Source organism: Lentzea sp. NPDC036955 (assembly GCF_055608005.1).
This window is the reverse complement of the sequence record NZ_JBVJRC010000004.1, coordinates 114,298-141,294: the sequence shown is the minus strand read 5'-3', so window position 1 is coordinate 141,294 and position 26,997 is coordinate 114,298. Positions and strand designations below refer to the sequence as shown.

Below are 26,997 nucleotides of genomic sequence, written 5' to 3'. Positions count from 1 at the left end.
TTTTGTGATCCTTCGCGTTGATCACGCCCTGTGACAGCGCGAAATGCGCGGCTAACCGGGGAACTGCTCGGCCGCGGAGACCAGCAGCTGCCAGTCGCCGTCGGGCAGCGTGCGCAGGCGGTCCAGCACCAGCGACATCCGCTCCAGCAGCACCGGGTGGTCGGTCCAGAACGAGTGGTCCACCCGCAGCAGGGCGGCCAGCAGGTCGCCGGGGTAGAGGGCCACGGACCGCAGGGGGTCGGCCTCCACGTGCTCCAGCGCCAGCACCGCCGTCACGTCGAGCCCGACCTGGTGCGTGACCAGCAGGTGCAGCGAGGTCGGTGTCAGCTCCCGCACGGGCAGGTCCCGCAACGCGCAGAGGTCCCGGTAGAGCTGGGTGGACGACGAGTCCGGTCTCAGCCAGTCGTCGCCGCTCAGGTGCGTGAGCGTTTCGTCCCGGTCCACGCACCCATCGTGCCCGCAGAACCGGCTCCTGGCGGGCGGATGGAGGCAACGGTTCGGCATTGGACGACTGCCGGCCCACCCAGGGCGTCGACATTCCGCAGCCGGGTGCTCGGCTCAACAGGGCTCCGAGAAAGGCTGGAAACGGGACAAGATGCTGCAATGGAATTCGATCCGAGAATCAACGCCCAGCGCGTGACCGCCTATGCCGAGCTGCGCGCCGTTCTGGCTGATCCGGCCGCGTTCTCGTCCCGGCACGCCACAGGTCCGCAGGTAGCGGACGTCGCCGCCGCGCTGCCGCCCGAACAGCGGCGGTTGCTGGAATTGATGTACTCGATCAACACCACCGACGGCGCCGGGCACGCGCGAATTCGTGCGGCGGCGAACCACAAATTCACTCAGACGGCCGTGCGCCGAATGGCTGATCCGATTCGGCTGCGCGCCAGGGCGTTGCTCGACGGCCTGCCGGAGGAGGCGGACTTCGTGAGCGGGTTCGCGGCGCCGTTCGCGCTGGGTGTCCTCGGCGACGTGCTCGGCGTGCCGGAGGCGGACTTCCCGCTGTTCCGCGAGTTCGTGGCACCGGTGCTGGAGCTGACCAGCGGCGAGGAGGTCAGCGAACGGGTGCTCGGGTCGTACTTCGCCGCCATGAACGAGTTCTGCGCCTACTTCGGGCGCTCCGACGTGTTCAAGGGCCGTCAGCTGTCCGAGCAGGAACGGCTCTCGCTCTGCCTGGGGCTCGTGGTTGCGGGCACCGAGTCGACCACGAACATGCTGTCCAGCCTGCTGCTGCGGCTGGACCGGGACGAGCGCCGCCTCGCCGGGGTGGTGGAGGAGGTCGTGCGCCTGGACGCGCCGCTCATCGGTTTCTTCCGCACGGCCACCTGCCCGGTGTCGGTCGGCGGCACGACGGTTGCTGAGGGCGAGCACCTGTTCCTCGACTTCGCCGCGGGCAACCGCGACCCGCGCGCGTTCACCGAGACCTTCGACCCCGGCCGCCCCGCCGCACCCGCGCACCTCGGCTTCGGCCACGGCACGCACTACTGCCTGGGCGCGGGCCTCGCCCGGTTGCAGGGCCGCGTCGTGGCCGAAGAGCTGCTCGACCGCTCGTTCGAGGTGGTCGAGCAGCCCATCCGCCTGCGCAGGCACCTGATCAGCCACGGCCCCGCGGAGCTGCGGTTCAGACCAGGGCGGCGTCCAGCGTGATCTCGACGGCCGCGAGCGCCTTGGAGACCGGGCAGTTCGCCTTGGCGCCCTCGGCGGCCGTCTTGAAGTCCTCCTCGGACAGGCCGGGCACGTTCGCGCGCACGGTCAGGTGGATCCCGAGGATGCCCTGGCCGGCCTGGAACTTGACCTCTGCCCTGGTGTCGATGGAGGTGGGCGGCGTACCCGCACCGGTCAGGCCGTGCGACAGCGCCATCGAGTAGCACGAGGAGTGCGCCGCCGCGATGAGCTCCTCCGGGCTGGTCTTGCCGCCGGCCTCCTCGGCCCGCGCCTTCCAGTCGATGTCGAAGCTGCCGGCGTTCGACGTGGAGAGGGCGACGTTGCCCTTGCCCTCGACGAGAGAGCCTTCCCAGTGCGCGTTTGCCGTCTGAGTGATGGCCATGATCTCCGGGTCCTTGTCGTTCGATGCGAGAGAACGATGACCACCTTTCCACGTGAGCGGCCGCCGATCATCCCGAGAACCCACGTGGCGGGACCTGGACAACGCAAAAGGCCGGTACCCACTGGGCACCGGCCAACCGAGCTGCCCGGGGGTGTGGGGGCTTGGCCCCCAAAATCATGGCGGAACGCAAAACGGCTCATGCTCTCGATGAGCATGAGCCGTCCTGCGTGGAGCGGATGACGAGACTCGAACTCGCGACCCTCACCTTGGCAAGGTGATGCGCTACCAACTGCGCTACATCCGCCTGTCTTGCTGTCGTACGTGGAGAACTATACAACAGGCTCAAACGGCGTCTCGACCGGGGGGCTCCAAACCGGCCAGCAGCTGGTCCACCTCGTCCAACTGCTCCTTGGGCCAGCGCCACTCCCACAGCGCCCGCACCTTCGGCAGCACGTCGACCGGCAGCCACGCCGCCACTTCCTCGCGCTGGTCCCAGTCGTCGAACACGTGCTCGTAGAAGCTGATCAGCGCCGCGTTCTCCAGGAACTGCTCCGGCTGGTGGAAGCACCAGTGCGCGAACCCGTACGCGCGCCGCAGCACGTCGTCGTCCTGTTCGCGGTGCGCTTCCGCGGTCAGCTGGGAGAGCTCGGAGAAGAAGACGTGGCAGGACCATTCCTCGGTCATGGCGACATCGCGAAGTTCCGGCACGAGTGCCGTCGCCCGTTCCCGCCAGTCCACCACGAGGGCAACGGTAACCGGTGGGTCTTCTTCCTCCGACGGCCCGACGCCCACCTGTGACCGTCCTGTCACCGAAAGCGTTGCGCTGATCAGCCCACGTCGATCGGATGGTCTTGTGTATCGACCTGTTCTCATCCAGGGGCAGGTCTGGCCCCTTGTGGCATGTTGAGCCCTGTGATGGTCGACGAGAACGAGGTCGACCGGGACCTGCTCGCCAGGGTGCGCGACGGAGACGACTCGGCCTACGGCGAACTGTTCTCCCGGCACGCGGACGCGGTCCGCCGTTTCTCACTCAGGCACGTCCGCGAGGCGGCCGAGGCCGACGACCTCACCGCCGAGGCGTTCTTCCGCATGTTGCAGGCGATCCGCCGCGGCAGCGGGCCCACCGACCACGTGCGCACCTACCTGCTGACGGTCGCTCGCCGGGTGGCGTGGGAGTGGAGCGGCCGGCGGCGGGACGTGCCGGTCGAGGACGAGGAGCTGAACCGGCGGGCCGAGCCGGTGGCCGACAACGCCGCCAGGCGCGCCGAGCACAACCTGATCACCCGTGCCTTCTCCAGCCTGCCGGAACGCTGGCGGGTCGTGCTGTGGCGCGTCGAGGTGGAGGGCGAGCGCCCCGCCACCGTGGCACCGCACTTCGGTCTTTCGCCCAACGCCATGTCGGCGCTGGCCCGTCGGGCCCGTGAGGGGCTGCGGGCCGCCTACCTGCAGGCGCACCTGGCCGTGGACGACGGGCGGTCGTCGTGCGCGGCGATCAGGGCGAAGCTCGGCACCTACACCGCGGGCGGGGTCCAGGGCGTCGAGGAACGCCGGATCCGCGCCCACCTGGACGCCTGCTCGTCCTGCTCGCAGCTCCACGCCGAGCTGAACGAGGTCTGCGCGACGCTGCGGGCCAGCGCGGCGTTCCTGGTCGTGCCGTCCACGCTCGGGCTCGCGTTCGCGGGCAAGGTGCTGCTCGGCAAGGCGAAGCTGGCCATCGCCGCCGCGTCCGTCGCGACGATCGGCCTGGTCGGAACCGTGGCCACGGTGTTCTCCGACGGTCCCGGCGTGGCGATGCTGCAACCCGACCAGCACCCCGTCGTCCAGTCGCTGCCGTCCGGCACGACCAGCGGGAACAGCCAGGAGCTCGTCCAGGCCCCGCCCGCTCCCGAACAGCAGCAGCGGCGGGAGCAGCAGCAGCCGGGCAACGCGATCGCCCCCGCCGCGCACCGGTCCGGTCCCGAGACGGTGCGCAGGACCACGGCCACGCCGCCGCCGGTCACCGAGCAGCAGCGCGAACCGGCCACCGAACGCGCGGAGCCGGTCGCGAAGTCCTCCGACCCGGCCCCCTCCGACGTCGAGACGGCCGGGTCGACGCCGCGCGGGATCAAGTCGCTCGACACGTCGTCCTCGTCGTCGCCGGCACCCTCCAGCTCCACGCCGTGCGACCCTCCGACGCCGCCGCCCACGACGTCGACGACGATCACGCTCTACCCGAAACCGCGGACCGACTGAGGTTCACCCACAAGGCTCACCCCGCGACCGGTACGGTTTGACCAAGACCGACTGAGCGTGGGAGACGGTGTCATGACGCGGCTGGTACGCGGTGCGGACGGGCGGATGTGGACTGTGCACAGCCGCATCGAGTGGCGCAACCCGGTGCTGTCCGACGACTTCGAGCACGACGTGAGCGGCGGTGCGCTGCCCGGCATCATGATGGCCGGCCTGCTGCTCGTCATGACCGTCGTGCTGATCGCGTGGACGCCCGAGGAGGTCGTCGTGCCCTCGTGGCTGGTCCTCGCGCTGATCTTCCTGTTCCTGTTCTTCCCGGTCCGCTGGGCGCTGCGCCGCCCGCACACGCTGGTCGCGGAGAGCAAGGCGACCGCCGACGAGCTGCCGCCGGAGCGGTGGATCGGCCAGGTCCGCGGCCCGCTCGCCGTGCGCCAGGAGGCCTCGCGGGTGGCCAGGACGATCGAGATGCACTCGCTGCCCGACGTCGAAGGCCCGTTGCAACCCGTCGACTGATGCGACACTGGAGCGGTGCCCGAGCTGCCCGAGGTAGAAGCACTGGTTCACCACCTGCGTGAACACGCTGTCGGCCGCACCGTGCACCGCGTCGACGTGGCGTCGCTCCAGGTGCTGAAGACGTTCGACCCGCCGTGGACCGCGCTGCAGGGCCAGGAGGTCGTGGCCGCGCACCGGCACGGCAAGCACCTGGACCTGGAGGTCGCGGACGGCCTGCACCTGGTCGTGCACCTCGCACGGGCCGGTTGGCTGCGCTGGGCGGACACCATGGCGGCCCCGCCGCCCAAGCAGGGCCGCGGCCCGCTCGCGTTGCGCGTGCACCTCGGCCCGCCCGGCCAGGGCCCCGGCTTCGACCTCACCGAGGCGGGCACCAAGAAGGGCCTCGCCGCGTGGATCGTGCACGACCCGAAGACGATCTCCTCGGTCGCGCGGCTCGGCCCGGACGCGTTGCAGCTGTCCCGCACCCAGCTCGAAGACCTGCTGCACAAGCGCACCGAGCGGCTCAAGACCGCGCTGACCGACCAGGGCCTGATCGCGGGCATCGGCAACGCCTACTCCGACGAGATCATGCACCTGGCCCGCCTCTCGCCCTACGCCACGGCAGGGCGCCTCGACGACGAGCAGCTCGACCGGCTGCACGAGGCCATGATCAGCACGCTGACGGACGCGGTGGCCCGCTCGGTGGGCCAGGACGCGGCCCGGCTCAAGGGCGAGAAGCGCTCCGGCCTGCGGGTGCACGCGCGGACCGGCCTGCCGTGCCCGGTGTGCGGCGACACCGTGCGCGAGGTGTCGTTCGCGGACAAGGCGTTCCAGTACTGCCCGACCTGCCAGACCGGCGGCAAGCCGCTGGCCGACCGCCGGTTGTCGCGCCTGCTCAAATAACCACCCCTTGACCGGGGTGGACGAGGACGAGCACCTCCAGGACGCGGGGGCCGTGCACGCCCTCCACCCGGTTGAGCTCGATGTCGCTCGTCGCCGACGGGCCGCTGATGAACGTCAGCGGCCGCGTCGGTTCCAGCCGTGCCAACGCCTCCGGCACCGACCCGGCGATCTGGTCGGCCCGCACCACGCACACGTGGTGGTCCGGCAGCAACGTCAGCGCGCGCCGGCCCTGTGCCACACCACCGTCGAGGACGATCGTGCCGGTGTCGGCGATCGCGACCGCGCACCCGGTCAGCACGCCGTCCGCGCCGTCCAGGTCCTCGATCGACAACGGCTCGCGCAGCCACTCCACACCGTCGGCCAGCCACTCGTCCGGCACGTCGGAGGGCACCACGACCCGCTTGCCCCGCAACGAGGTCAGCGCCGCGGGGACGTCGGTGACGACGTGCACGACCGCCCGGTAGTCGGCGACCCGCTCGGCGAACAGCTCAACGCCGCCCGGCCCTTCGCGGTGGTACCCGCGCACGACCGGTGCGGCGGCGGGCACCCGCGCGTCGCGGATGCGCCGCAGTATCTCTTCTTTGGCGCTAGCCACGGTTCTCCCTCCACCACGCGCGGAACGACTGGGCGGGCGGTGCGGGCACGTCCCGCGAGGACGTCCACCTGGACCCCGGCCACGGCAACGAGCTGATCTTCCCGTCCTTCGCCAGGAACCGGGCCAGCGATCCGGCCTTCTGCGCCTTCTCGTACCGCGAGGCCGAGGCGAACACCCACGCCGCGGCCGCCATCGCCACCGACTCCGCGGTGCGGCCCTTGGCTTCCACGACCTCCGCGCGCAGGTGGGTGAGCACCGACGGGATGTCGATCCGCACCGGGCACACCTCGAAGCAGGCGCCGCACAGCGAGGAGGCGAAGGGGAGCGAGGCCGCCTGCGGGTCGTGCAGGTCGCCGACCAGCTGCGGCGTCAGGATCGCGCCGATCGGTCCCGGGTAGACCGAGCCGTACGACTGGCCGCCGGTGCGTTCGTAGACGGGGCAGACGTTCAGGCACGCCGAGCACCGGATGCACCGCAGCGCCTGGCGCCCGACGGAGTCCCGCAGCACCGCGGTGCGGCCGTTGTCGACCAGCACGAGGTGGAAGCGCTGCGGGCCGTCGCCGGGTGTCACGCCGGTCCACACGCTCGTGTACGGGTTCATCCGCTCCGCGGTCGACGAGCGCGGCAGCAGCTGGAGGAAGACCTCCAGGTCCTGCCAGGTGGGCACGAGCTTCTCGACGCCCATCACGGTGATCAGGGTGTCCGGCAGGGTCAGGCACATCCGGCCGTTGCCCTCGGACTCCAGCACCACGATCGACCCGGTGTCCGCGACGGCGAAGTTCGCACCGGAGATCGCCACCTTGGTGCTCAGGAACTTCTGCCGCAGGTACAGCCGCGCCGCCTCGGCGAGGTCCGCGGGTTCGTCGCTCACCTCGACGCCCATGCGGCGCTGGAAGATGTCGCGGATCTCCGAGCGGTTGCGGTGGATCGCGGGCACCAGGATGTGCGACGGCCGGTCGTCGCCGAGCTGCACGATCAGCTCGGCCAGGTCGGTCTCGACCGCGTGCACGCCACCGGCTTCGAGCGCCTCGTTCAGGCCGATCTCGGCGGTGGCCATGGACTTGACCTTGACGACCTCGGTCGCGCCCTCCTCCCGGCAGAGGCCGAGCACGATCCGGTTGGCCTCCTCGGCGTCACGGGCCCAGTGGACGACGCCGCCGCGCGCCGTGACCGACTCCTCCAGCTGCACGAGCAGGGTGTCGAGGCGGGCCAGCACGTCGTCCTTGATCTGCCCGCCGGCGACCCGCAGCTGCTCCCAGTCATCCAGCTCGGCGACCGCGGCGGCCCGGCGACCGCGGATGGTGCCGGTGGCCTTGCGCAGGTTCTGCCGCAGCTGGGTGTCGTTCAGCGCCTCCTTGGCCGCCTTCGGGAACGTCGGGCTGCCCAGCCACGTCACGGGGTTGCGCGCCACGGGTCCTCCTCCGTCGAAGCCAGGACCTCCGCCAGGTGCACGGACCGGACGCCGGCCCGCAACCGGGACAGGCCACCGCCGATGTGCATCAGGCAGGAGTTGTCACCGGCGGACAGCACCTCGGCGCCGGTGTCGAGCACGCACCGCATCTTGTCCGCCAGCATCGCCGTGGACGTCTCGGCGTTCTTCACCGCGAACGTGCCGCCGAAGCCGCAGCAGTGCGTCGCGTCGGGCAGTTCCACCAGATCGAGTCCCCTGACCGCCCTGAGCAGCGCCAGCGGCTTGTCCCCGACTCCCAACAAGCGCAGCGAGTGACAGGTGGGGTGGTAGGTGACGCGGTGGGGGAACCACGCGCCGACGTCCGTCACTCCCAGCACGTCCACGAGGAACTCGGCGAGCTCGAACGTGCGCGGGGGAGACGTGCCCAGCGCGGGGTGGACCTCCCGAACCATGCCCGCGCATGACCCGGATGGCGCAACGACGTGGTCGTACCCCTGGAAGACGTCGGTGTACTTGCGCGCCAGCGGCCGGGCTTCCTCCCGGTAGCCGGTGTTGAAGTGCATCTGGCCGCAGCACGTCTGGTCGAGCGGGAAGTCGACCGTGCAGCCGAGTCGTTCCAGCAAACGGACCACCGCACGTGCCGTCGACGGGAAGAGCGTGTCGGTCAGGCAGGTCGCGAACAGTGCCACTTTCACCGGCACACCCTCTCCCCAAAGTCATCGGATGTCTACCCGGGCCGGTGGACCGTACGGGCGTACGCAAAGCCTGCCTCTTGCTATAGGGGCGTCCCACAGCACAGCATGTGCACCGTGGGCGACCTGTTGACCGAGCGCGCTGTGCTCGGCGTCATCGCGACCCTGGCCGTTCTCGGCCTCTTCGTGATGCTGTGCCGCGCTCGACGCGTCAGCACCTCCGTCGAGGACGCTGTGATGGACATGCTCGACCGCATGTCCAGGGCGTCGAGCGACCTCCGGGCGGGCTTGACGGAGGAAGCCGCCAACAAGGCCACCCCCCACCTGCGCGAGATGCTGCGCTGCGTCGCGGTCGCCATCACCGACGAGGAGGGCACCGTCCTGTCGTGGGACGGCGGCGCCAACGACCACTACGAGTACCTCCACGACACCGTCGCCCGCGCGATCAACACCGGTCACAAGGAGCACGTCGACCACCGCAAGCTCGGCTGCGAGCTGCAGGGGCCGTGCTCCCTGCACAGCGTCGTCGTGGTCCCGCTGGTTGTCGAGGGCGAGGTGGCCGGCACCCTGATCGTCGTCTCCGGCGTCGCCTCGAAGCGCCAGATCCGCATGGCCGAGGAGACCGCACGCTTCGTCTCGACCCAGCTCGAGCTGGAGGTCGTGCAGAAGCAGCGGCAGGCCCTCGCCCAGGCCGAGGTCAAGGCCCTGCGCGCCCAGATCTCCCCGCACTTCGTCTACAACGCGCTGAACACGATCTCCTCGCTGATCCGCACCGACCCGGCCCACGCCCGCGAGCTGCTGCAGGAGTTCGCCGAGTTCACGCGCTACTCGTTCCGCACCGACGGCCTGTTCACGACCCTCGCCGACGAGCTGACGAACATCCACCGCTACTTGACCATCGAGCAGGCCCGCTACGGCTCCCGCCTGAACGTGCGCCTGCGCATCGCCCCCGAGGTCCTCCAGGTCGTCCTGCCGTTCCTCGTGCTCCAGCCGCTGGTCGAGAACGCGGTCCGGCACGGCCTGGCCAGGAAGCCCGGTGGCGGCATGCTCACCATCACCGCCGAGGACAACGGCAACGAGGCGCTGATCAGCGTCGAGGACGACGGCGTCGGCATGGACCCCGACCGCCTCGACGACATCAAGGACGCCCACCAGACCGGTGCGCACGTCGGCATCGGCAACATCAACGACCGCATGCGCACGGTGTTCGGCGCCGAGTACGCGCTGGTCGTCGAGACCGCCCCGAACGCGGGCACCAAGGTCATCCTGAAGGTGCCGAAGTTCGCGCGGAACGTGCTGCCGAACCTCAACATCGGCACGCAGCTGACCGACGAGCCGATGACGGCGGAACAGCCCGTGGTCCGCGCCTGAGCGACCGTGCGGAGAGCCGTTCGGACCAACTCAACTTGTGTTGGCAACGATCCTCAACCCCACCCTCGAACCTGCCGATTGTGGTGGTGACCAATGAACAGCCGGTCGGGTGGACCGACGAAGGCCGGCCGCGAGCTAAGGGCATCATCAATTGCAGGAACAACGAGCACCCGAACGCGTTCGCGTCTGCATCAAGTGCACCGCGAAGGGCTATTCCAGCTGCAAGTGCTGATCGGCAACGCCGCAGCTCAGCGCGCTGCGACGGCCAAGGTCGTGATCAGCGCGACGGCGCAGACGCTCCAGCTCACCCACATCCAGTAGATGTGCATCGGTGTCGGCCCGGCGGCGTTCTGCCTGCCCCGGTCGTCCCACCACTCGACATAGCGCTCCAGCCAGCGGATGGGGTTGAACGTCACCCGTCGACTCTAACCCGGCACCACGTGTTCCACGTCACGCGGGAGCAACCTGCACCCGGCTCGGCTCCCGCGTGACCGCGAAACGCACGTACTGTCGAGCACATGAGCGTCACGGACAAGATCGCGGCCCGTCTTCCGCGGGTCATGGACCGGGGTGAACGCCCGCCGGTGGTCGCCGCTGTGCGGTTGCACGGGGTCATCACCCCGCAGTCGTCACCGGTGGCCCGCAACACGATCAGCCTCCAGAACGTGGAAACGGCCATCAACCGGGCGTTCGACAACGAGCGCCTGATCGCGGTGGCCCTGCTCATCAACTCGCCCGGCGGTGCGCCGACGCAGTCCGCTCTGATCGCCGAGCGCATCCGGGAGCTCGCGACGAAGAAGCACGTGCCGGTGCTCGCGTTCTGCGAGGACGTCGCGGCGTCGGGCGGCTACTGGCTGGCGTGTGCCGGCGACGAGATCTACGCGCACGGGACGAGCCTCGTCGGCTCGATCGGTGTCGTGAGCGCCGGGTTCGGGCTCAACGGCCTGCTCGACAAGGCGGGTGTGGAGCGGCGGGTCTACACCGCCGGTGAGAACAAGGTGCGGCTCGACCCGTTCCAGGCGGAGAAGCCAGAGGACGTCGAGTGGCTCAAGGGGCTGCACGCCGACCTGCACGAGCAGTTCAAGGCGTGGGTGAAGGAGCGCAGGAGCGCGAAGCTCAAGGCGGCCGACAACGAGCTCTTCACCGGTGAGGTGTGGACCGGCGCCAAGGCCGTGGAACTGGGCCTGGCGGACGGCATCGGCACGATCCGGTCCGTGCTCGCCAAGCGCTTCCCGGACGCCGAGCTGACGGTCGTCGAACCGCGCAGGCCCTTGCTGGCCAAGCTGGGCCTGGCCGGGGCGTCCACCCGATCGGGGGATCTCGTCACGCAGGTGCTGACAAGCCTCGAAGAACGTGCTCGCTGGTCCCGATTCGGGCTGTGAGCATCAGTTCGGTTTCACCGGGCGTGTCGGGGCCGGTCCCGGCGTAGACATGACCGCACATTGATGGGCAAGATGCCCGACACAGTGAGTATCCAAGACAACGCCGGTCTCCTCGTCCTCGCAGTCGATGACGAGGCTCCCGGCCTGAGCGAGATCAAGTTCCTCCTCGAGAGCAGCCCCCACATCCGGCGCGTGCTGACGGCGTTCGACGCCGCGGAGGCGCTGCGGATCCTGCGGGGCGACTACGAGCAGGAGGTGATGGCGCGCACCAAGGCCGGCCTTCCGCCGGTCGACGCGGTGTTCGCCGACATCAACATGCCCGGGCTCTCCGGCATGGACCTCGCACGGGTGCTCAGCGCGTTCCGGTACCCGCCCGCGCTGGTCTTCGTGACCGGTGTGGAGGAACGGGACGCGCTCGTCACGGCGTTCGACGTCGGCGCGCTCGACTTCATCAACAAGCCGATCAACGAGGAACGCGTCCTCAAGGCGATCTCCCGGGTCGCCGACCGGGTGGGCCGCACCGCGGCGCCCGCGGCCGCGACGGGCCAGGCAGCGCAGAACCCCGCCGAACCGAGTGATGACGAGGTCATCCCCGTCGAGCTGGGCGGCACCATCAAGCTCGTGCCGCGCGCCTCCGTGCGGTACGTCGAGGCGCAGGGCGACTACGCCCGCCTGCACACGCAGGAGGGCAGCCACCTCGTGCGCATCCCGCTCGCGCAGCTGGAGGAGCGCTGGGCGAACGCGGGTTTCGTGCGCATCCACCGCTCGTACCTGGTGGCGTTGCCGCTGGTGAGCGAGCTGCGGATGACGGCGAACGGCTACGCGGTCGTGATCGGCACCGGTGAGGGCGCCAAGGAGCTCCCGGTCAGCCGCAGGCACACCAAGGAGCTCAAGGAGCGGATCGTGCGACCGCCGAAGAGCGGCTGGTGAGCAGGCACGACGCGGGAAAGCCCGAACAGGCCGCCCGTGAGGCCTGGCTCGGTGAGCAGGCCCGCAAACCGCGCAGGCGCAGGGTGGTGCTCGCGGACTCGACGAAGTCGCGCAGCAAGGCACCGCGCACGATCATCGAGCTGGAGGAGCAGACCAGCGTCGGCGAGAAGCTGATCCGCGACCTCATCAAGCAGCAGCTCAGGTCCGCGTTCGGGCTCGCGTTCGCGGTGCTGGTCGGCATGTGCCTGCTGCCGATCACCTTCTACCTGTTCCCCGCGATCGGGGGCATCGAGGTCCTCGGCATCGGCGTCCCCTGGCTCGTGCTCGGCCTCGCGCCCTTCCCGGCCCTCTACGCGGTCGGGTGGGTGTTCCGCAGGCAGGCCGAACGGCACGAGCGCGACTTCGTGAACATGGTCGACCGCTGACGTGAACGCCACCATCTGGAGCCTCACCGCAATCGTCGCCGTCGCACTGGTGACGTTCCTGCTCGGCTACGTCGGGTCCCGCACCGCGAACACCACCCCGGACTTCCTGGTGGCGCGGCGGTCGATCCCCGCCACCCGCAACGCCGCCGCGATCTCCGGCGAGTACCTGTCCGCCGCGTCGTTCCTGGGCGTGGCCGGACTCGTGCTCAAGGACGGCATCGACGCGCTCTGGTACCCGATCGGCTTCACCGCGGGCTACCTGGCGCTGCTGCTGTTCGTCGCGGCACCGCTGCGGCGCTCCGGCGCGTACACGCTGCCGGACTTCGCCGAGGCCCGGCTGGGGTCGGTGAACGTGCGGCACTTCAGCACGTTCTTCGTCGTCTGCATCGGCGTGCTGTACCTGGTGCCGCAGCTGCAGTCGGCCGGCCTGACGCTCACGACGATCACCGGCCTGCCCGCGTGGCTCGGCGGGCTGGTCGTCACGGCCATCGTGGTCGTCAACGTGCTGGGCGGCGGCATGCGCGCCATCACGCTCGTGCAGGCGTTCCAGTACTGGGGCAAGCTCTTCGCCATCGCCGCGCCCACGTTCGTGCTCTTCGTGGTGTTCCTCGTCGCGCCGGACCGGGGCACGCAGCCGATCAGCGACGGTGGCGTGGTCAGGTTCCCGGCCGCCGAGACGATCACCGTGGCCGAGCAGGACATCAAGGTCCGCGTCGACGAGCCGCTGCAGCTGGTGGTGCGCGGCCGGATCGACGGCAGGGACGCGAACGGCGCGGTGTACTGGAGCCGCGGCGTCTACGAGCTCAGCCCCGGCACGGTCATGGAGTTCACGGCCGGCGCCCCGGTGCCCGTCGTCGAGGGGTCGCCCACGACCAACCGCGACTGGATGCGCCCGCAGACCGGTGGCCTGTCCGACCTGTTCCGGACGTACTCGCTGATCTTCGCGACGTTCCTCGGCACGATGGGCCTGCCGCACGTCCTGGTCCGCTTCTACACCAACCCGGACGGCAAGGCGGCCCGCCGGACCGCGCTGCACGTGCTGTACCTGCTGGGCCTGTTCTACATCTTCCCGACGGTGCTGGGCGTGCTGTCGCGGCTGTACCTGCCGCAGCTGCTGGTGAACGGCAAGACCGACGCGGCGGTGCTGATGCTGCCCGAGACGATGGTGCCGAACCTGGGCGGCCAGATCCTCGGCGCGATCGTCGCGGCCGGCGCGTTCGCGGCGTTCCTGTCGACCTCCTCCGGGCTCGTCGTGTCCGTCGCCGGGGTGGTCTCGACGGACATCATGCCGGGCAAGGTTCGTGACTTCCGGTGGGCGACGGTGTTCACCGGACTCGTCGCGATCGGCCTCGCGCTGCTGCTGCCGCGGGCCGACGCGTCACTGACCGTGGCCATGTCGTTCGCGCTCGCCGCGTCCACCTTCTGCCCGCTCCTGGTCCTCGGGATCTGGTGGCGCGGGCTCACGTGGGTCGGTGCCGTGTGCGGTCTCGTCGTCGGTGGCGGCATGGTCATCACGGCGCAGGTGGTCAGCGTGATCAGCTCCTACACCGGTCGCTGGGCGCCCGCCGTGTTCACCCAGCCGGCGCTGATCACCGTGCCGATCGCGTTCCTGACCATGATCGTCGTCAGCAAGGCGACCCGCAGGCGCGCGCCCGCCGACGTGAACCAGATCCTGCTGCGGCTGCACGCCCCCGACCCGCTCGGCTTCATCCGCGACCGCGACGTCGCCCGCTTCGGGACCGCGGAGGAGAAGGCCAGGATGGCCGGTCACGAGCGCAGGGGATCTGCGTAAACACGCTGAGTAGTCAGCGGTTCGAACGGGTGAAAATTGGTCACTCGAATCGGTGAACGGTGATTCCGGTCACGCTCGGTGCCCTTCGTCTTCGAATACTGACCGTTCGCCGCTTCACCCGACTGCTGGGCGCATGGGCACGAACAGAGTCTTACCTGAGTGACTCAAGTCTCCATACGGTTCTCGACCAAGAACGGACCGCACCTGGAGGCAATGACGTGCCCGCCACGTTGCTGAGCCCTACGCCGAGTACCGCGAGGAGGGGACTGTGAGCACCACTGAGCACACCCCGAGCGAGTCGTCCCCCGATGCGCAGAAGTGGGTCGACGTGCAAGCGAGCGCCGACTTCACCGAGCTGAAGCAGCGCCTGCGCAAGTTCGTGTTCCCCGTCTCCGCCCTCTTCCTCGCCTGGTACCTGCTGTACGTGCTGCTCGCGGACTACGCGCACGGCTTCATGTCCACCAAGGTGATCGGCAACATCAACGTCGGGCTCCTCTTCGGCCTGCTGCAGTTCGTGTCGACCTTCGTCATCACGACGCTGTACGTGCGGCACGCCAACAAGAACCTCGACCCGTTGGCGGAGAAGCTCCGCGGTGAGATCGAGGGGGACGGCAAGTGAACGAGTCGAGCCCGATCCTCAACATCAGCATCTTCGGCGTCTTCGTCCTGATCACGCTGTTCGTGGTCATCCGGGCGAGCCGCAACACGAAGACCGCTGCCGACTACCTCGCCGCCGGCCGTGCCTTCACCGGCCCGCAGAACGGCATCGCCATCGCGGGTGACTACCTCTCCGCGGCCTCGTTCCTCGGCATCGCGGGCGCCATCGCCCTCAACGGCTACGACGGCTTCCTGTACTCGATCGGCTTCCTGGTGGCGTGGCTCGTCGCGCTGCTGCTGGTCGCCGAGCTGCTGCGCAACACCGGCAAGTACACGATGGGCGACGTCCTGAGCTTCCGGATGCGCCAGCGCCCGGTCCGCGCCGCCGCCGCCACGTCGACCATGGCGGTCTCGTTCTTCTACCTGCTGGCCCAGATGGCCGGTGCCGGTGGTCTCGTCGCCCTGCTGCTCGGCATCACGGGCACCGGTGGCCAGGCCCTCGTCATCGCCGTGGTCGGCGCCCTGATGATCGCCTACGTCCTCATCGGCGGCATGAAGGGCACCACCTGGGTGCAGATCATCAAGGCGGTCCTGCTGATCGCCGGTGCCGGCGTCATGACCCTCTGGGTGCTCGGCAAGTACGGCTTCAACCTGTCCTCGCTGCTCGGTGCCGCCGTCGACGCCGCTCCGAAGGCGGGCGAGAAGCTCCTCGGCCCCGGCCTGCAGTACGGCAAGACCGACACCAGCAAGCTGGACTTCCTCTCGCTGGCGCTGGCCCTCGTGCTCGGCACCGCGGGTCTGCCGCACATCCTGATGCGCTTCTACACCGTGCCCACGGCGAAGGAAGCCCGCCGCTCGGTCGTGTGGGCGATCTGGCTGATCGGCATCTTCTACCTGTTCACCCTGGTCCTCGGCTACGGCGCCGGTGCGCTCGTCGGCCCTGACAAGATCAACGCGGCACCCGGCAAGGCCAACTCGGCCGCCCCGCTGCTCGCGCTGGAGCTGGGTGGCCCGATCCTGCTCGGCCTGATCGCGGCCGTCGCCTTCGCGACGATCCTCGCGGTCGTGGCCGGCTTGACGATCACGGCATCGGCGTCGTTCGCCCACGACATCTACGCCAACATCATCAAGAAGGGCCAGGAGGAGGACAAGAACTCCGAGGTCAAGGTCGCCCGCATCACCGCGATCGTCATCGGCCTCGTGTCCATCGGCGGCGGCATCATCGCCAACGGCCAGAACATCGCGTTCCTCGTGGCGCTGGCCTTCGCGGTCGCCGCCTCGGCGAACCTGCCGACGATCCTCTACTCGCTGTTCTGGAAGCGGTTCAACACCTCCGGCGCGCTGTGGAGCATCTACGGCGGCCTGATCGTGACGATCACGCTGATCATCCTGTCGCCCGCCGTCTCCGGCACGCCGACCTCGATGTTCAAGAACGCCGACTTCGACCTGTTCCCGCTGTCGAACCCCGGCATCGTCTCGATCCCGATCGCGTTCCTGCTCGGCTACGTCGGCACGATCCTGTCGAAGGACAAGGCCGACCCCGCCAAGCAGGCCGAGATGGAGGTCCGCTCCCTCACCGGTGCGGGTGCCGAGAAGGCCACCGCGCACTAGTCCGCGCACTGCCGAACGGGCCGTTCCGGGTTTTCCGGGGCGGCCCGTTCCGCGTTTCCGTGCAACCCCGCTGGTGCCGGCTGTGTAGTGAACATGACCGCAGCACGAGCATGGGGGACCGGGAGTGCGACGAGACGAGGAGTTCTCGGAGTTCTTCACCAGCCGGTTCGACTGGGTGCGGCGCACCGCGTACGCGTTGTGCGGCGACTGGTCGGAGGCCGAAGAGCTCGCGCAGAACGCATTCGTGCGTGCCTACGCGAAGTGGCCCAGCGTCCGGCGCGAGACCGCCGAGGCGTACGTCCGCACGACCGTGACGCGGTTGTTCATCAACAGCCGCAGCCGCGTCCGCGAACGCCCGGTCGCCGACCTGCCGGACCACGGCGTCGTCGGCGGCTTCGGCGACCCCGATGCCCGGCTGCACGCGGCGTTGCGGAAGGTGCCGCCGAAACAGCGGGCCGCGCTGGTGCTGCGGTACGTGCACGACCTGTCCATCGAGCAGACGGCGGCCGAGCTGGGCTGCTCCGAGGGCAACGTGAAGAGCCAGACGGCCAGGGGCTTGGCGACGCTCCGCGAGGCGTACGGCGAGCCGGTCAACGCGGAGGGTGCCTGATGACGATCGAAGACGAGCTGCGCGGAGCTCTCGACGTGCCCGCGCCACCACCGACGACGACGCTGGACGACGTGCTGCGGCGGGGCAGGCGCCGGGTGGCCGTGCGCAGGGCCGGGCTCGCGGGCGGCGTGCTGACCGTGGTGGCGGCGGTCGGGATCGGCGGTGCGGTCTGGCGGGGAGCGGTCGAACCCGAGCTGTCGCTCGCCACCAATCCCGCCAACTGGCCGCGGGTGAGCTGCGGCGAGGCCGGTCCGCAACCGGACGTGGTGCGGAACATGGGTGCCTTCCTGCCCTCGACCGGCCAGATGCGGGCCTGGCGGGACTCGGCCCAGGCGGTGCTGCCCGACCGGGTCGTCGACTCGGAGCTCCCCGAGGACGCCAACGGCCCCGCGAGCGTCCACCACGGCGACCGCCGGGGCTTCCGGGTCGACGTCCTCGACGGACAGGGCGCCGGGAGCCTGCGGTTCGCGCTGGCCCGCTTCGAGGGTGATCCGGCCGCGGCGGCGGACAGCGCGCGGTGGGCCACCGGCACGTGTGCCGCGAGCCGGCGCCTCACCGGCGCCGACGGCACCGTGTTCCAGCTGTACGCGCCCGGCGTCGACGCACCGTCGGAGCTGCAGGTGCAGACCCTGTACGTCTTCCGCGCCGACCGGCTGGCGTTCCGCGTCGAGCAGGTCAACGCGGGCCGCATGAGCTCCCAGCCCACGCGGGAGGCGGTGCCGCTGTCCGAAGTGGAGCTCGTGAGGCTCGGGGCCGCCGTCGCGGAGGTGTCCTGAGGGTGGGGCCGTGCCGGAGGTTCACGGAGGTGCAACTTCCGGCATGGCACCATTCACGGTGTGACTGTTCCCAGCGTCGAGATCGCCGACGTCCCCGAGAAGCTGCCCGAGGGCGCCGTCCTGCTGGACGTGCGCGAGCAGGACGAGTGGGACGCGGGCCACGCCCCCGGCGCGCTGCACATCCCGATGAGCGAGATCGGTGCGCGCCTGGACGAGGTGCCGAACGACGTGCAGCTCTACGTCGTGTGCCGGGCCGGTGGCCGTTCCGCCCGCGTGACCCAGTACCTCAACGAGAACGGCTGGGAGGCCGTGAACGTCGAGGGCGGCATGCAGCACTGGGACGCCCACGGTCGTCCGCTCGAGGGCGGCGTCGACGGCATGGAACCCGAGGTCATCTGACCGTGCAGCCGCTGCAGCCGATGCGCGTGGACTGGGTCGCGACACCGCCACCCGGTGCGTACCCGCAGCCCTCGCGCCGGTCGCAGCGGCTGCGCTACGGCGGTCCGCCGCACTACCCGGTGCCGCCGCGGTGGGGGTTCCCGCTGCTGGCGTGGCGCTGGCCGACGGCCGTGCTCGACACGGCCGAGAGCGGCGACTCCGTCGACGGGGTGCGCCGGATCGGCAGGACCGCGCAGAACACGCTGTGGCTCGTCGCGTTCGTCGCGGTGTGGGCGGCGCTGTCCGAGGTCTGGCGGTACGTGCTGCTCGCGATGAGCCGCTACGGCGCGCTCTCGGCGGGCGTGGTCTCCACGTCGGACGCGATGGTCGTGTCCTCGTCGGCGATCCTGCTGGTCGGCTGGCCGCTGGCGTTGATCTTGACGGTGCTGTGGGTGCGCCGCGCCAGGAACGTGGCCGCGACGATCGTCGGCTACGGCCCGTCCCGCTCCAACCGCTCCGCGCTGCTCAGCCTGTTCGTCCCCGGCGTGAACCTGGTCGTGCCCGGCTCGGTGCTCGCCGAGCTGGAACACGCGGTCGCCCGCCGTCCCGCCGGCGAACGCCCCCGCCCGTCCCGGCTGCTGCTGTGGTGGTGGGGCCTGTGGGCGTCCTCCGGCGTCCTGTTCGTGATCACCATGCTCTGGCTGCTGCGCGACGGCACCCAGGCCCAGGCCGACGGCGTCCTGCTGCACGCGCTCGGCGACCTGGTGCTCGCCGGCGTCGAGGTCACGACCGCACTGGTGATCCGCCGCACCACGACCCTGCTGCTGCCGGTGGACGCCGCGTCCGTCCGGCTGATGCGCGTCGTCGAGGTGAAGGACGCCCCGGCACCACCGCTGCGCTCCTTCCGCCCCTCCGGTTCGCCCCGCTGACCTCCGCCGTTCCCGCGGCGGCCTTCCCGGCGTCGCGCGGGACTGCCAGGTTGGGAGGATGCGGACACTCATCGGGGCCCTGGTGATCGCGCTGGCCACACCGGGCCTGGCGGCTGCGCACCCGCACCGCGACTTCGACGTGCAGGCCCACCGCGGCGGCATCGGCCTGACCGTCGAGAGCACCCTCAAGGCGTTCGGCAAGGCCCTCGCGCTCGGCGTCACCACCCTCGAACTGGACCTCCAGATCACCAGCGACGGCCGCGAGGTCATCACCCACGACCGCAGGACGAACCCGGCCAAGTGCCTCGACACCGCACCGGCGTTCCCCGGCGACCCCGCCTGGCCCTACGCGGGCAAGTACGTGAAGGACCTGACCTTCGCCCAGGTCAGAACCCTCGACTGCGGCAGCACCCGCTGGTCGCAGTACCCGGACCAGGAACTCTCGCCCGGCGCCCGCATGCCCACCCTGGCCGAGCTCTTCGCACTGGCCCGCGCCCACCGCGCATGGGGCGTCCGCTTCAACATCGAGACCAAGGTCGAAGCCGCCGCGCCGCACGAGACCGCCCCGCGCGAGCAGTTCGTCCGCCGCACCGTCGCGGAGGTCCGCCGCTCCGGCTTCCTGCCGAACGTGACGGTCCAGTCGTTCGACTGGGGCACCCTGATGCGCCTGCGCGAGGTCGAGCCCCGCATCCCGCTGGTGGCGCTGACCCAGCCCGACTTCCTGCGGCCGGGGTCGCCGTGGACCGGCGGCCTCGACCTCGCCGACTTCGGCGGCAGCGTGCCGAGGGCGGTCAAGAGCTTCGGCGCGAAGGCCCTGTCGCCCGTGCACACGATGACCACGCGCGAGCTGGTCACCGAAGCCCGCGGACAGGGCCTCGCCGTCATCCCGTGGACCGTGGACGAGGTGCCGCGGATGCACGAGGTGATCGACACCGGGGTCGACGGCCTGATCACCGACCACCCCGACCGGCTGCGGACGGTGCTCGCGGAGCGCGGGTTCACGCTCCCCCGGCGCTACCCGCGCCGCTAGTCGGTCCCGACGGACCGGCCGAAGTGCCCAGGTCGTCCGATCAGGCCCCGTCGGCGAGCATCAGCGAGTGCAGGCCGCGGATCACGAACTCCGCGCGCCGGTCGGGCTGCTGCGCGAGCACCGCGCCGGGCAGCTTGCGGTGCAACGCCGACAGCGCCGCCTCCACCTCGATCCGCGCCAGCGGCGCGCCCAGGCAGTAGTGGATGCCCATGCCGAACCCGAGGTGCTGGTTCTTCTCCCGGCCGATGTCGAGGTCGTCGGGGCGGTCGAACACCAGCGGGTCGCGTGCGGCCGCGCCGAGCAGTGCCGCGATCTTCTCGCCGGGCTCCAGCACGTGGCCCGCGATCTCGACGCGGTCGGTGGCCGTGCGCTCGAACAGCTGCAGCGGCGAGTCGTAGCGGATCAGCTCCTCGACGGCGGTGGGCAGCAGCTCCGGCGTCAGGCGCTCCCACTCCGAACGGTGCTCCATCAGCGCGTACACGCCGTTGCCGATCACGTTGACCGTGGCCTCGTGGCCCGCCATCAGCAGCAGCACGGCGGTGGCGACGAGCTCGTCCTCGGTGAGCCGGGCACCGTCGGTGTCGGTGACCGCGACCAGGTCCGACACCAGGTCGGCGCCGGGGGAGACGCGGCGCAGCGCGATCAGCTCGCGCAGGTAGGCGACGAACTCGGTGGCGGCCCGCTCGGCGGCGTCCTGCTGCTCGGGCGGCAGGCCGTACTCGTACATCTTCACGATCGCGTTCGACCACGGCTGCAACAGGTAGCGGTCGGAGGCAGGCACGCCCAGCAGCTCGGCGATCACCTCGACCGGCAGCGGCGCGGCGACGTGCGCGAGCAGGTCGGCCTGACCGACGTCGGAGACCTTGGCGGTCAGCTCGTCCACCAGCCGGTCGGCCAGCTCGGCCACCCACGGGCGCAGCCGCTCGACGTGCCCGCGGCCGAACGCGGCGGCGACCAGGCGGCGCAGCCGTGTGTGCACCGGCGGTTCATTCTCCAGCAGCGAGTTGCGGTGCAGGAGGTTGAACGACAGGAACCGCTCCACCGGCTTCACGTCCGACCAGAGGCGGCCCAGCGAGCGGTGGCGCAGGACGGCGGAGCAGGCGGCGTGCGAGACGGCGACGGCGATGCCCATGCCCTCGTGGTGGTGCACCTCACCCGCGGCCCGCAGCGAGGCGAAGGCCGGGTACGGGTCGGCGATGAACGCGGGATCGCGCTGGTCGAACGTCACAACGCGGACGGTAAGTCGAGGTGGCGCCGAAGTCCACGGTGAGTTGATTGACGTCTCAAATTGTTGTTCGAGAACTAAGGTGCGACGTGTGCAGCAGCCATCAGTCGTCGCGCACCGCGGTGCCTCCACCGACCGCCCCGAGCACACGATCGGGGCGTACGAGCTCGCGTTGGAGGAAGGCGCGGACGGGCTGGAGTGCGACATCAGGTTGACCAGGGACGGCGAGCTCGTGTGCGTGCACGACCGCACGCTCACCCGCACGTCCGACGGCCGCGGCACGGTCAGCGCGCTGACGCTGGCCGAACTGCAGCGGCACGACTACGGCAGCTGGCACCGGCACGGTCAGCCGGCCGGGCTGCTGCGGCTCCACGAGCTGCTGGAGCTGGTCAAGGGCACGAACGTGCAGCTGTTCATCGAGACCAAGCACCCGGTGCGCTACCGCAACGAGGTCGAGCGCAAGCTCGCCGCCGCGCTGGAGGAGCACGGGCTGCGGGAGCAGATCGTCATGATGTCGTTCTCCGCGAGCGCCGTGCGGCTGTTCCGCGAGCTCGCGCCGGACGTCCGCACGGTCCTGCTGCTCGACCGCCTCGGCCGGTACCGCGGCGGTGCGTTGCCGCCGTTCGCCGACTGCACCGGACCGGGCATCCACCTGCTGCGCCGCGATCCCGGGTACGTCGACCGCGCCCGCAGGGCGGGCCACGAGACGTACGTGTGGACGGTGGACGGCGCCGACGACATCGCGTTGTGCCGTGACCTGGGCGTCCGCTACCTCGCGACGAACGCCCCGGCGAACACGCGCCGCCTGCTGACGGTTAACTTGGCGACCTGACAAGCCTGAGCACGAGGAGGGCCGAGGTGGCCAAGCGGACCGCTGTCAAGGACGCACCGAAGGACGGGATCAACCCGAAGCAGCCCTGCCCGTGCGGCTCCGGCAAGCGGTACAAGGCCTGCCACGGTGCCCCCGGCGGTGCGACGGACGTGATCGTGTCCCGCCCGTTCGAGGGGCTCGCCGCCGAGTGCGAGCTGATCGCGCTGCGCGAGTTCGTGCCGTCCGCCGTCGCGAAGCTGCCGGTCAAGGACGGTCGCGAGGTCACGCTGGCGACGGTGCTGCCGACGGCGGCGGCCGGTCTGATCCGCGGCGACGACGTGCCGTTCGTGGGCCTGCAGGTGCAGACGCGCTCCGGTGACATCAGCCGCGACCTCGCGCGGGCGCTGCTGTGGGCGCAGCAGGCGAAGACCGGTGAGGTGCTGTCGGTCATCGGCCCCGACAACGGCGAGCACCCCGGCCGGTTGCAGGACCTGCTCGACCCCGAGGCCGAGATCGTGCCGCAGCTGCACACCGACTTCATCTGGTGGATGCCGGAGGGCACCGAGCCGACCGGTGACGTGGCGCTCTCCCTCGAACGCGCGAACGCGGCGATCCTGCCGACCGACCGCGTGGACGCGCCCGGCGTGAAGGCCGCCTACTGGGTGGACGCGGGCGACAAGGCGCACCTGCGCTGGGTCCGCCCGGAGCCGGAGGAGAAGCTGATCCCCGCGATGGCGCGGCTGGCCGCCCGCGGCGAGCTGGACCTGGGCGAGGGCTCGCGGTACGCGGGGTCGTTCCGCGCGCACGGCCTGCTGGTGCCGGTGTGGGATCTCGACCGCGAGATGCACGCGCGCGAGTGGGCCGACCCGGCGGAGGCGCTGGGCAAGCGCCTGCTGGAGGCACTGGCCTCGGACGAGCCGCTGACCGACGCCGAGCGCCGGGCCCGTGACGGCCTCCGGGGCCGCCAGATCACCCTGCGCTGACGCTCGGACCGAGTTGTACACAGGGTTGTCCACAAGGAGCTGTGGATAAGTGCTGCTGCACATCATCTCGACCGCCGACTGGGCCGCGGCCCGGTCGGCGGGTTCGATCACGCCCGCCGCGGGCGAGGAGTTCGTGCACTGCTCCGACCGGGGCGTCGTGCACGTGACGGCGGGCAAGTTCTTCCACGGGCGCGACGGGCTGCTGCTGCTCGTCGTCGACCCGGAACGGCTCGGCGTGCCGGTGCGGTGGGAGGCCGTGCCCGACTCGCCGCTGTGGTTCCCGCACGTGTACGGCCCGATCCCGGTCGAGGCGGTCGTGCAGGTCCACGACTTCCCGTGCTCACCGGACGGGTCTTTCGTGCTGCCGGAGGCCGTTGCCGTTCCGTGACGCGGCGGTGGCAACCGGTTGCCGCGGACGTGCGTGATCTCCTCGATGCCAGGTTGCTCGGGGGAGAGGACGTGCCGTGACCGCGGTGCTGCAACTTGAGTGGGCCGCGGCCGGCGGCGGAGGAAGAGCGGAAACCGTGGGGGATTTCGCTGAGTTCGTGCGCATGTCGATGCCGGGGCTGCTGCGGTACGGGCACGCCCTGACGGGCAACCCGCACGACGCGGCAGACCTGGTCCAGTCGGTCCTGGAGAAGGTGGGCTCGCGCTGGCCCGCCGTGTTGCGCAAGGGGGACGACCCGCTCGCGTACGTGCGCAGGGCCATGGCGAACACGCACATCAGCACCTGGCGCCGGCGTCGCCGCGAGAACCTCGTGGCGGACTTCCCGGACACGCCGGTGACGTCGGACCTGAGCCGGCTCGAGCACGAGCCGCTGTGGCAGGCGCTGCGCGACCTGCCGCCGAGGCAGCGCGCCGTGGTCGTGCTGCGCTACTACGAGAACCTCAGCGAGGCCGAGATCGCGCACGCGCTGGGGATCTCCTGCGGCACCGTGAAGAGCCAGGCCAGCAAGGCGATGGCGAGTCTGCGGACACGCCTGGGGAGGGACTGACGTGAACGTCGAGGACGAGCTGCGCCGGCTCTTCAAGGACGACGAACGCCTCGATCTGCACGTCTCGTCCCGTGCGGAGGAGACGGTCGTCCGCGGTGCCCAGCGCCGCCGGCACCGCCGCAGCACCGCCGCCGGGGCGTTCGCGGTGGTGGTGCTGATCGGCGCCGGCGTGGGCCTGGTGCAGCTCAGGCACGGCCCGGTGGACACGGACGTGGCCGGGTCGGCGCTCTCGACCTCCGCCTCGTCCACGACGACCCCGCCGCCGTCGACCACCGTGATCACCGAGACGATCACCGTGCCGGCGGACGTGCCTCCCCCGAGCGGCACCCACCCCGGCAACGGCAACGGCAACACCGGCAGCGGCAGCACCACGAGGTCGACGACGGGCACCACGACGCCGTCCCGCGCCCCGGAGGCGGCGGCACCGGTCTACAACAAGCTGCGGCTGACGATGACCGAGGCCGACGCGCTGAAGACCGAGATGCTGGTCCCGCCGAAGCCCCAGGCAGACGAGGCGTGCAAGAACTACGCCATGACGTCGGTGAACGACCCGAAGGCCGTCATCATCTCCGCGGCCAGGGGAATCGTCCGGATCACGTTGCCCGAGTACGCCAAGACGTCGAGGAACATCGGCGCCGGGGCGACGGTCACCGATCTCAGGAACGCCTATCCGGCCGCCACCCAGAACGGTCCGGAGCTCGTCGTGCAGATGAACACGTCGCCGAAGTGGTTCTACGTCTTCGAGAACGACGGCACCACGGTGAAGACCGTGCGCATGCGCCTCGCCGACAGCGACTGTTCCGGAGCTTGACCCGACGTGGCCGAAGCGGCGGAGAACTGAAAAGGCCCGTCTCACCGAATTCGGTGAGACGGGCCTCAGATCAGGCACTCAGACGTGCGGAGGAAAACTACAGCGCGCCACCGGCGGCCGTGGGAGCACTCGGGTCGGCGCCTTCGTCGCCCACGTTCTCGCGGGTGAGGAAGTTCTCCACGTAGAACATGTTGCCGTCCGCGCGGTCCATGATGGTGAGCAGCGTCTTCATCGAGGAGACCTCCTCGACCTGCTCCTTCAGGAACCACTGCAGGAACTGCTCGCCGATGTAGTCGCTCTCCTCGCGAGCGGCCTGGGCCAGCGCCACGATCTGGTCGGTGACCTGCTGCTCCTGGCGCAGGGCGAGGTCGACGAGGTCGCGCGGCGCCTTGAACTCGTTGATCGGCGTCTCGGTGCCGGGAATGACGACCCGGATGTCGTTGTCCATCAGGAAGCGCACGATCATCATGGCGTGGTTGCGCTCTTCGAGGGCCTGCTTGTAGAAGTGCGCCGCGAGGCGCGGCAGGTCCTCGTTGTCGAACCACACCGCGAGCGCGGTGTACTGCTGCGAGGCGGAGAACTCGTGACCGACCTGGGCCTGCAGCAGCTCGTGGAACTTCGACTTCTTGGACAGGATCTTCTTCACGTTCGAGGCCATGCGGAGTACGGTAGCCGAAAACAACGGCTCCTGCATTCCAGGAAAAGCTAACCTTTGTTTGGAAAGGTAATCCAAACAAAGGTTAGGCGTTCCTAAGGAAAAATCAGACCAGCGGAGCGCGGTCGATCGGGCACGACATGCAGCGGGGGCCGCCGCGGCCGGAACCCAGCTCGGAACCGGCGATGCGGAGCACCTCGACGCCGGCGTCCTCCAGTCGCGCGTTGGTCTCCACGTTGCGCTCGTACGCCACGACCAGACCGGGGCCGACCGCCAGCGTGTTGTTGCCGTCGTCCCACTGCTCGCGCTCGGCGGTGACGACGTCCAGGCCGGTGTCGATCACGCGCAGGCGCTCGATGCCCATCGCCTCGGCCGCCGCCTCCAGGAACGGCACCGGGCCGTCCACGCGCACGCCGCCGTTGCCGTCGGACTTCAGCGGGTAGGCGGTGAGGGAGTCGCTGATCGCCGGGTACATCACCACGGCGTCGCGGTCCACCATCGTGCACACGGTGTCGAGGTGCATGGTGGCGCGTTCCTGCTTGATCGGCACCGCCAGCACCGTGTGCGCGAGACCGTCCGCGAGCGCGGAGCGGGCGAACGACTCGGCGCCGGCGGGGGTGGTGCGCTCGCCGACGCCGATCGCGATCACGCCGGGCGCGAGCAGCAGGACGTCGCCGCCCTCCAGTGGGGCCGAGTGCGCGCCGTACGCGCGGCCGGTGCGGCGGAACCGCGGGTGGTAGGCGTAGATCAGGTCCGTCAGCGTCGTCTCGCGGTCGCGGGCGGGCAGTGCGAGCGACGTGATGGCCACGCGGTCGCCGACCCACACCGACGAGTCGCGGGTGAAGAGCAGGTTCGGCAGCGGGTCGACGGCGAAGTCGATCGGCAGGTGCATCTTGCGCACCAGCGACGCGCCCTCGGCGGCAGGCAGCTCCTCGAACGTCATGCCGGTCGTCAGCACCTGCGCCAGCTGCGGGGCCGGCAACGAGGTGAGGTGGCTGCGCAGCGCGTCGGCCAGGTCGATGCCGAGGCGGCGCTCGTTGACGGCGCTGTGGATGCCCGCGATGCGCGCGCGGCTGTCCTCCAGGGCCTGCACCAGGACGTCCGACAGCAGCAGGACCTCGACGCCACGCGAGGTCAGCGTCGCGGCGAACGCGTCGTGCTCCTCCTGGGCCCTGCCGACCCACGGCACGCCGTCGAACAGCAGCTGGTCGTTGTTGCGCGGGGTGAGCCTCTTGAGCTCGTTGCCCGGCCGGTGCAGCAACACCGTGCGCAGGGGGCCGACCTCGCTGTCCACGCGCGGCGCGGCGTCCGGGAGTGCTT

The 26,997-nt window shown here is 70.4% G+C and carries 31 protein-coding genes and 1 tRNA gene; 21 read left to right on the top strand and 11 right to left on the bottom strand.

The features are described from left to right. Positions 1 to 51: 51 nt before the first annotated feature. Positions 52 to 444 carry a contact-dependent growth inhibition system immunity protein gene (locus ACZ7CF_RS14065; protein WP_360397035.1) on the bottom strand — a complete coding sequence of 131 codons (393 nt, stop codon included), beginning with the start codon at positions 442 to 444 and terminating at the stop codon, positions 52 to 54. Between the two features lie 159 nt (positions 445 to 603). On the opposite strand from ACZ7CF_RS14065, the gene ACZ7CF_RS14060 reads away from it, so the two are divergent. Beyond that, positions 604 to 1,644 carry a cytochrome P450 gene (locus tag ACZ7CF_RS14060; RefSeq protein WP_470369729.1) on the top strand — a complete coding sequence of 347 codons (1,041 nt, stop codon included), beginning with the start codon at positions 604 to 606 and terminating at the stop codon, positions 1,642 to 1,644. Here the strand turns inward: ACZ7CF_RS14060 and ACZ7CF_RS14055 are convergent. The 3 genes from ACZ7CF_RS14055 to ACZ7CF_RS14045 all read right to left on the bottom strand — a co-directional run bounded on the left by ACZ7CF_RS14055 (position 1,619) and on the right by ACZ7CF_RS14045 (position 2,785). Further along, positions 1,619 to 2,044 (bottom strand): OsmC family peroxiredoxin, encoded by a 426-nt coding sequence (locus ACZ7CF_RS14055; protein ID WP_360397032.1) that lies wholly within the window; start codon positions 2,042 to 2,044, stop codon positions 1,619 to 1,621. The two genes, ACZ7CF_RS14060 and ACZ7CF_RS14055, sit on opposite strands and share 26 nt — an antisense overlap. Before the next feature lie 228 nt (positions 2,045 to 2,272). Further along, positions 2,273 to 2,348, bottom strand: a tRNA-Gly gene (locus ACZ7CF_RS14050). 38 nt (positions 2,349 to 2,386) lie between these two features. Continuing rightward, complete coding sequence (locus tag ACZ7CF_RS14045; protein ID WP_360397031.1) at positions 2,387 to 2,785, bottom strand: DUF7674 family protein; 399 nt, start codon at positions 2,783 to 2,785, stop codon at positions 2,387 to 2,389. 159 nt (positions 2,786 to 2,944) lie between these two features. On the opposite strand from ACZ7CF_RS14045, the gene ACZ7CF_RS14040 reads away from it, so the two are divergent. The 3 genes from ACZ7CF_RS14040 (at position 2,945) to ACZ7CF_RS14030 (ending at position 5,668) form a co-directional block, all read left to right on the top strand. Next, a complete protein-coding gene (locus ACZ7CF_RS14040; protein ID WP_360397030.1) occupies positions 2,945 to 4,276 on the top strand; it encodes a sigma-70 family RNA polymerase sigma factor in 1,332 nt (443 codons plus the stop codon). Positions 4,277 to 4,348: 72 nt separating this feature from the next. Then, the gene (locus ACZ7CF_RS14035; protein ID WP_360397029.1) at positions 4,349 to 4,786 is read left to right on the top strand and encodes a DUF983 domain-containing protein; all 438 of its coding nucleotides are present in this window, start codon (positions 4,349 to 4,351) and stop codon (positions 4,784 to 4,786) included. Between the two features lie 15 nt (positions 4,787 to 4,801). Further along, positions 4,802 to 5,668, top strand: a complete 867-nt coding sequence (locus tag ACZ7CF_RS14030) for an Fpg/Nei family DNA glycosylase (RefSeq protein WP_360397028.1) — start codon at positions 4,802 to 4,804, stop codon at positions 5,666 to 5,668. Here the strand turns inward: ACZ7CF_RS14030 and ACZ7CF_RS14025 are convergent. The 3 genes from ACZ7CF_RS14025 to ACZ7CF_RS14015 are packed head-to-tail and all read right to left on the bottom strand — an operon-like array spanning position 5,661 to position 8,363. Then, entirely contained in the window at positions 5,661 to 6,263 is a 603-nt protein-coding gene (locus ACZ7CF_RS14025; RefSeq protein WP_458429796.1) for a LutC/YkgG family protein, read from the bottom strand. The two genes, ACZ7CF_RS14030 and ACZ7CF_RS14025, sit on opposite strands and share 8 nt — an antisense overlap. Continuing rightward, the gene (locus ACZ7CF_RS14020; RefSeq protein WP_470369728.1) at positions 6,256 to 7,674 is read right to left on the bottom strand and encodes a LutB/LldF family L-lactate oxidation iron-sulfur protein; all 1,419 of its coding nucleotides are present in this window, start codon (positions 7,672 to 7,674) and stop codon (positions 6,256 to 6,258) included. Before ACZ7CF_RS14020 ends, ACZ7CF_RS14025 begins: the two co-directional genes overlap by 8 nt. Beyond that, entirely contained in the window at positions 7,656 to 8,363 is a 708-nt protein-coding gene (locus tag ACZ7CF_RS14015; protein ID WP_470369988.1) for a (Fe-S)-binding protein, read from the bottom strand. The genes ACZ7CF_RS14020 and ACZ7CF_RS14015 overlap by 19 nt, the downstream gene beginning before the upstream one ends. Before the next feature lie 111 nt (positions 8,364 to 8,474). Between ACZ7CF_RS14015 and ACZ7CF_RS14010 the strand changes: the two genes are divergently transcribed. Beyond that, positions 8,475 to 9,737: a sensor histidine kinase gene (locus tag ACZ7CF_RS14010; protein WP_360397025.1), complete on the top strand. Its 1,263-nt coding sequence runs from the start codon at positions 8,475 to 8,477 to the stop codon at positions 9,735 to 9,737. A gap of 248 nt (positions 9,738 to 9,985) precedes the next feature. Here ACZ7CF_RS14010 and ACZ7CF_RS14005 read toward each other — a convergent pair whose 3' ends face one another. Continuing rightward, a complete protein-coding gene (locus ACZ7CF_RS14005) occupies positions 9,986 to 10,153 on the bottom strand; it encodes a hypothetical protein (RefSeq protein ID WP_360397024.1) in 168 nt (55 codons plus the stop codon). Positions 10,154 to 10,255: 102 nt separating this feature from the next. On the opposite strand from ACZ7CF_RS14005, the gene ACZ7CF_RS14000 reads away from it, so the two are divergent. From ACZ7CF_RS14000 to ACZ7CF_RS13950, 11 genes are all read left to right on the top strand, one after another. Continuing rightward, positions 10,256 to 11,119, top strand: coding sequence for a S49 family peptidase (locus ACZ7CF_RS14000; RefSeq protein ID WP_470369727.1), 864 nt, complete (start codon positions 10,256 to 10,258; stop codon positions 11,117 to 11,119). A gap of 63 nt (positions 11,120 to 11,182) precedes the next feature. Further along, on the top strand, positions 11,183 to 12,049 hold the full coding sequence (locus ACZ7CF_RS13995) for a LytR/AlgR family response regulator transcription factor (protein ID WP_360397022.1): 867 nt from the start codon (positions 11,183 to 11,185) through the stop codon (positions 12,047 to 12,049). Next, a complete protein-coding gene (locus tag ACZ7CF_RS13990; protein WP_360397021.1) occupies positions 12,046 to 12,474 on the top strand; it encodes a hypothetical protein in 429 nt (142 codons plus the stop codon). The genes ACZ7CF_RS13995 and ACZ7CF_RS13990 overlap by 4 nt, the downstream gene beginning before the upstream one ends. Position 12,475: 1 nt before the next feature. Next, entirely contained in the window at positions 12,476 to 14,266 is a 1,791-nt protein-coding gene (locus ACZ7CF_RS13985) for a sodium/solute symporter (RefSeq protein WP_470369726.1), read from the top strand. 268 nt (positions 14,267 to 14,534) lie between these two features. Beyond that, positions 14,535 to 14,885, top strand: coding sequence for a DUF485 domain-containing protein (locus ACZ7CF_RS13980; RefSeq protein ID WP_360397019.1), 351 nt, complete (start codon positions 14,535 to 14,537; stop codon positions 14,883 to 14,885). After that, entirely contained in the window at positions 14,882 to 16,474 is a 1,593-nt protein-coding gene (locus ACZ7CF_RS13975; protein ID WP_470369725.1) for a solute symporter family protein, read from the top strand. Before ACZ7CF_RS13980 ends, ACZ7CF_RS13975 begins: the two co-directional genes overlap by 4 nt. Before the next feature lie 124 nt (positions 16,475 to 16,598). After that, positions 16,599 to 17,084 (top strand): SigE family RNA polymerase sigma factor, encoded by a 486-nt coding sequence (locus ACZ7CF_RS13970; protein WP_360397017.1) that lies wholly within the window; start codon positions 16,599 to 16,601, stop codon positions 17,082 to 17,084. Beyond that, on the top strand, positions 17,084 to 17,860 hold the full coding sequence (locus ACZ7CF_RS13965) for a hypothetical protein (protein WP_470369724.1): 777 nt from the start codon (positions 17,084 to 17,086) through the stop codon (positions 17,858 to 17,860). Before ACZ7CF_RS13970 ends, ACZ7CF_RS13965 begins: the two co-directional genes overlap by 1 nt. 51 nt (positions 17,861 to 17,911) lie before the next feature. Then, a complete protein-coding gene (locus ACZ7CF_RS13960; protein ID WP_458434273.1) occupies positions 17,912 to 18,259 on the top strand; it encodes a rhodanese-like domain-containing protein in 348 nt (115 codons plus the stop codon). Positions 18,260 to 18,261: 2 nt separating this feature from the next. Continuing rightward, on the top strand, positions 18,262 to 19,167 hold the full coding sequence (locus ACZ7CF_RS13955; protein ID WP_458429789.1) for a DUF4328 domain-containing protein: 906 nt from the start codon (positions 18,262 to 18,264) through the stop codon (positions 19,165 to 19,167). A 58-nt stretch (positions 19,168 to 19,225) separates the two neighbouring features. After that, positions 19,226 to 20,197, top strand: coding sequence for a glycerophosphodiester phosphodiesterase family protein (locus tag ACZ7CF_RS13950; protein ID WP_470369723.1), 972 nt, complete (start codon positions 19,226 to 19,228; stop codon positions 20,195 to 20,197). Positions 20,198 to 20,237: 40 nt separating this feature from the next. Here the strand turns inward: ACZ7CF_RS13950 and ACZ7CF_RS13945 are convergent, their stop codons facing one another. Continuing rightward, positions 20,238 to 21,425: a cytochrome P450 gene (locus ACZ7CF_RS13945; protein WP_360397012.1), complete on the bottom strand. Its 1,188-nt coding sequence runs from the start codon at positions 21,423 to 21,425 to the stop codon at positions 20,238 to 20,240. 88 nt (positions 21,426 to 21,513) lie between these two features. On the opposite strand from ACZ7CF_RS13945, the gene ACZ7CF_RS13940 reads away from it, so the two are divergent. The 5 genes from ACZ7CF_RS13940 to ACZ7CF_RS13920 all read left to right on the top strand — a co-directional run bounded on the left by ACZ7CF_RS13940 (position 21,514) and on the right by ACZ7CF_RS13920 (position 25,022). Continuing rightward, positions 21,514 to 22,254, top strand: a complete 741-nt coding sequence (locus ACZ7CF_RS13940) for a glycerophosphodiester phosphodiesterase family protein (RefSeq protein WP_470369722.1) — start codon at positions 21,514 to 21,516, stop codon at positions 22,252 to 22,254. Positions 22,255 to 22,280: 26 nt separating this feature from the next. Beyond that, positions 22,281 to 23,216 (top strand): DUF5926 family protein, encoded by a 936-nt coding sequence (locus ACZ7CF_RS13935; protein ID WP_470369721.1) that lies wholly within the window; start codon positions 22,281 to 22,283, stop codon positions 23,214 to 23,216. 49 nt (positions 23,217 to 23,265) lie between these two features. After that, entirely contained in the window at positions 23,266 to 23,604 is a 339-nt protein-coding gene (locus ACZ7CF_RS13930) for a DUF952 domain-containing protein (protein ID WP_360397009.1), read from the top strand. Between the two features lie 85 nt (positions 23,605 to 23,689). Continuing rightward, entirely contained in the window at positions 23,690 to 24,211 is a 522-nt protein-coding gene (locus ACZ7CF_RS13925; RefSeq protein ID WP_470369987.1) for a SigE family RNA polymerase sigma factor, read from the top strand. A 1-nt stretch (position 24,212) separates the two neighbouring features. Further along, positions 24,213 to 25,022 (top strand): hypothetical protein, encoded by an 810-nt coding sequence (locus ACZ7CF_RS13920; protein ID WP_470369720.1) that lies wholly within the window; start codon positions 24,213 to 24,215, stop codon positions 25,020 to 25,022. Positions 25,023 to 25,119: 97 nt separating this feature from the next. Here ACZ7CF_RS13920 and ACZ7CF_RS13915 read toward each other — a convergent pair whose 3' ends face one another. Together ACZ7CF_RS13915 and ACZ7CF_RS13910 are read right to left on the bottom strand one after the other, a co-directional pair. After that, positions 25,120 to 25,680 carry a ferritin gene (locus ACZ7CF_RS13915; RefSeq protein WP_360397006.1) on the bottom strand — a complete coding sequence of 187 codons (561 nt, stop codon included), beginning with the start codon at positions 25,678 to 25,680 and terminating at the stop codon, positions 25,120 to 25,122. 103 nt (positions 25,681 to 25,783) lie between these two features. Further along, a complete protein-coding gene (locus tag ACZ7CF_RS13910; RefSeq protein ID WP_470369986.1) occupies positions 25,784 to 26,971 on the bottom strand; it encodes an arginine deiminase in 1,188 nt (395 codons plus the stop codon). Positions 26,972 to 26,997 lie beyond the last annotated feature (26 nt).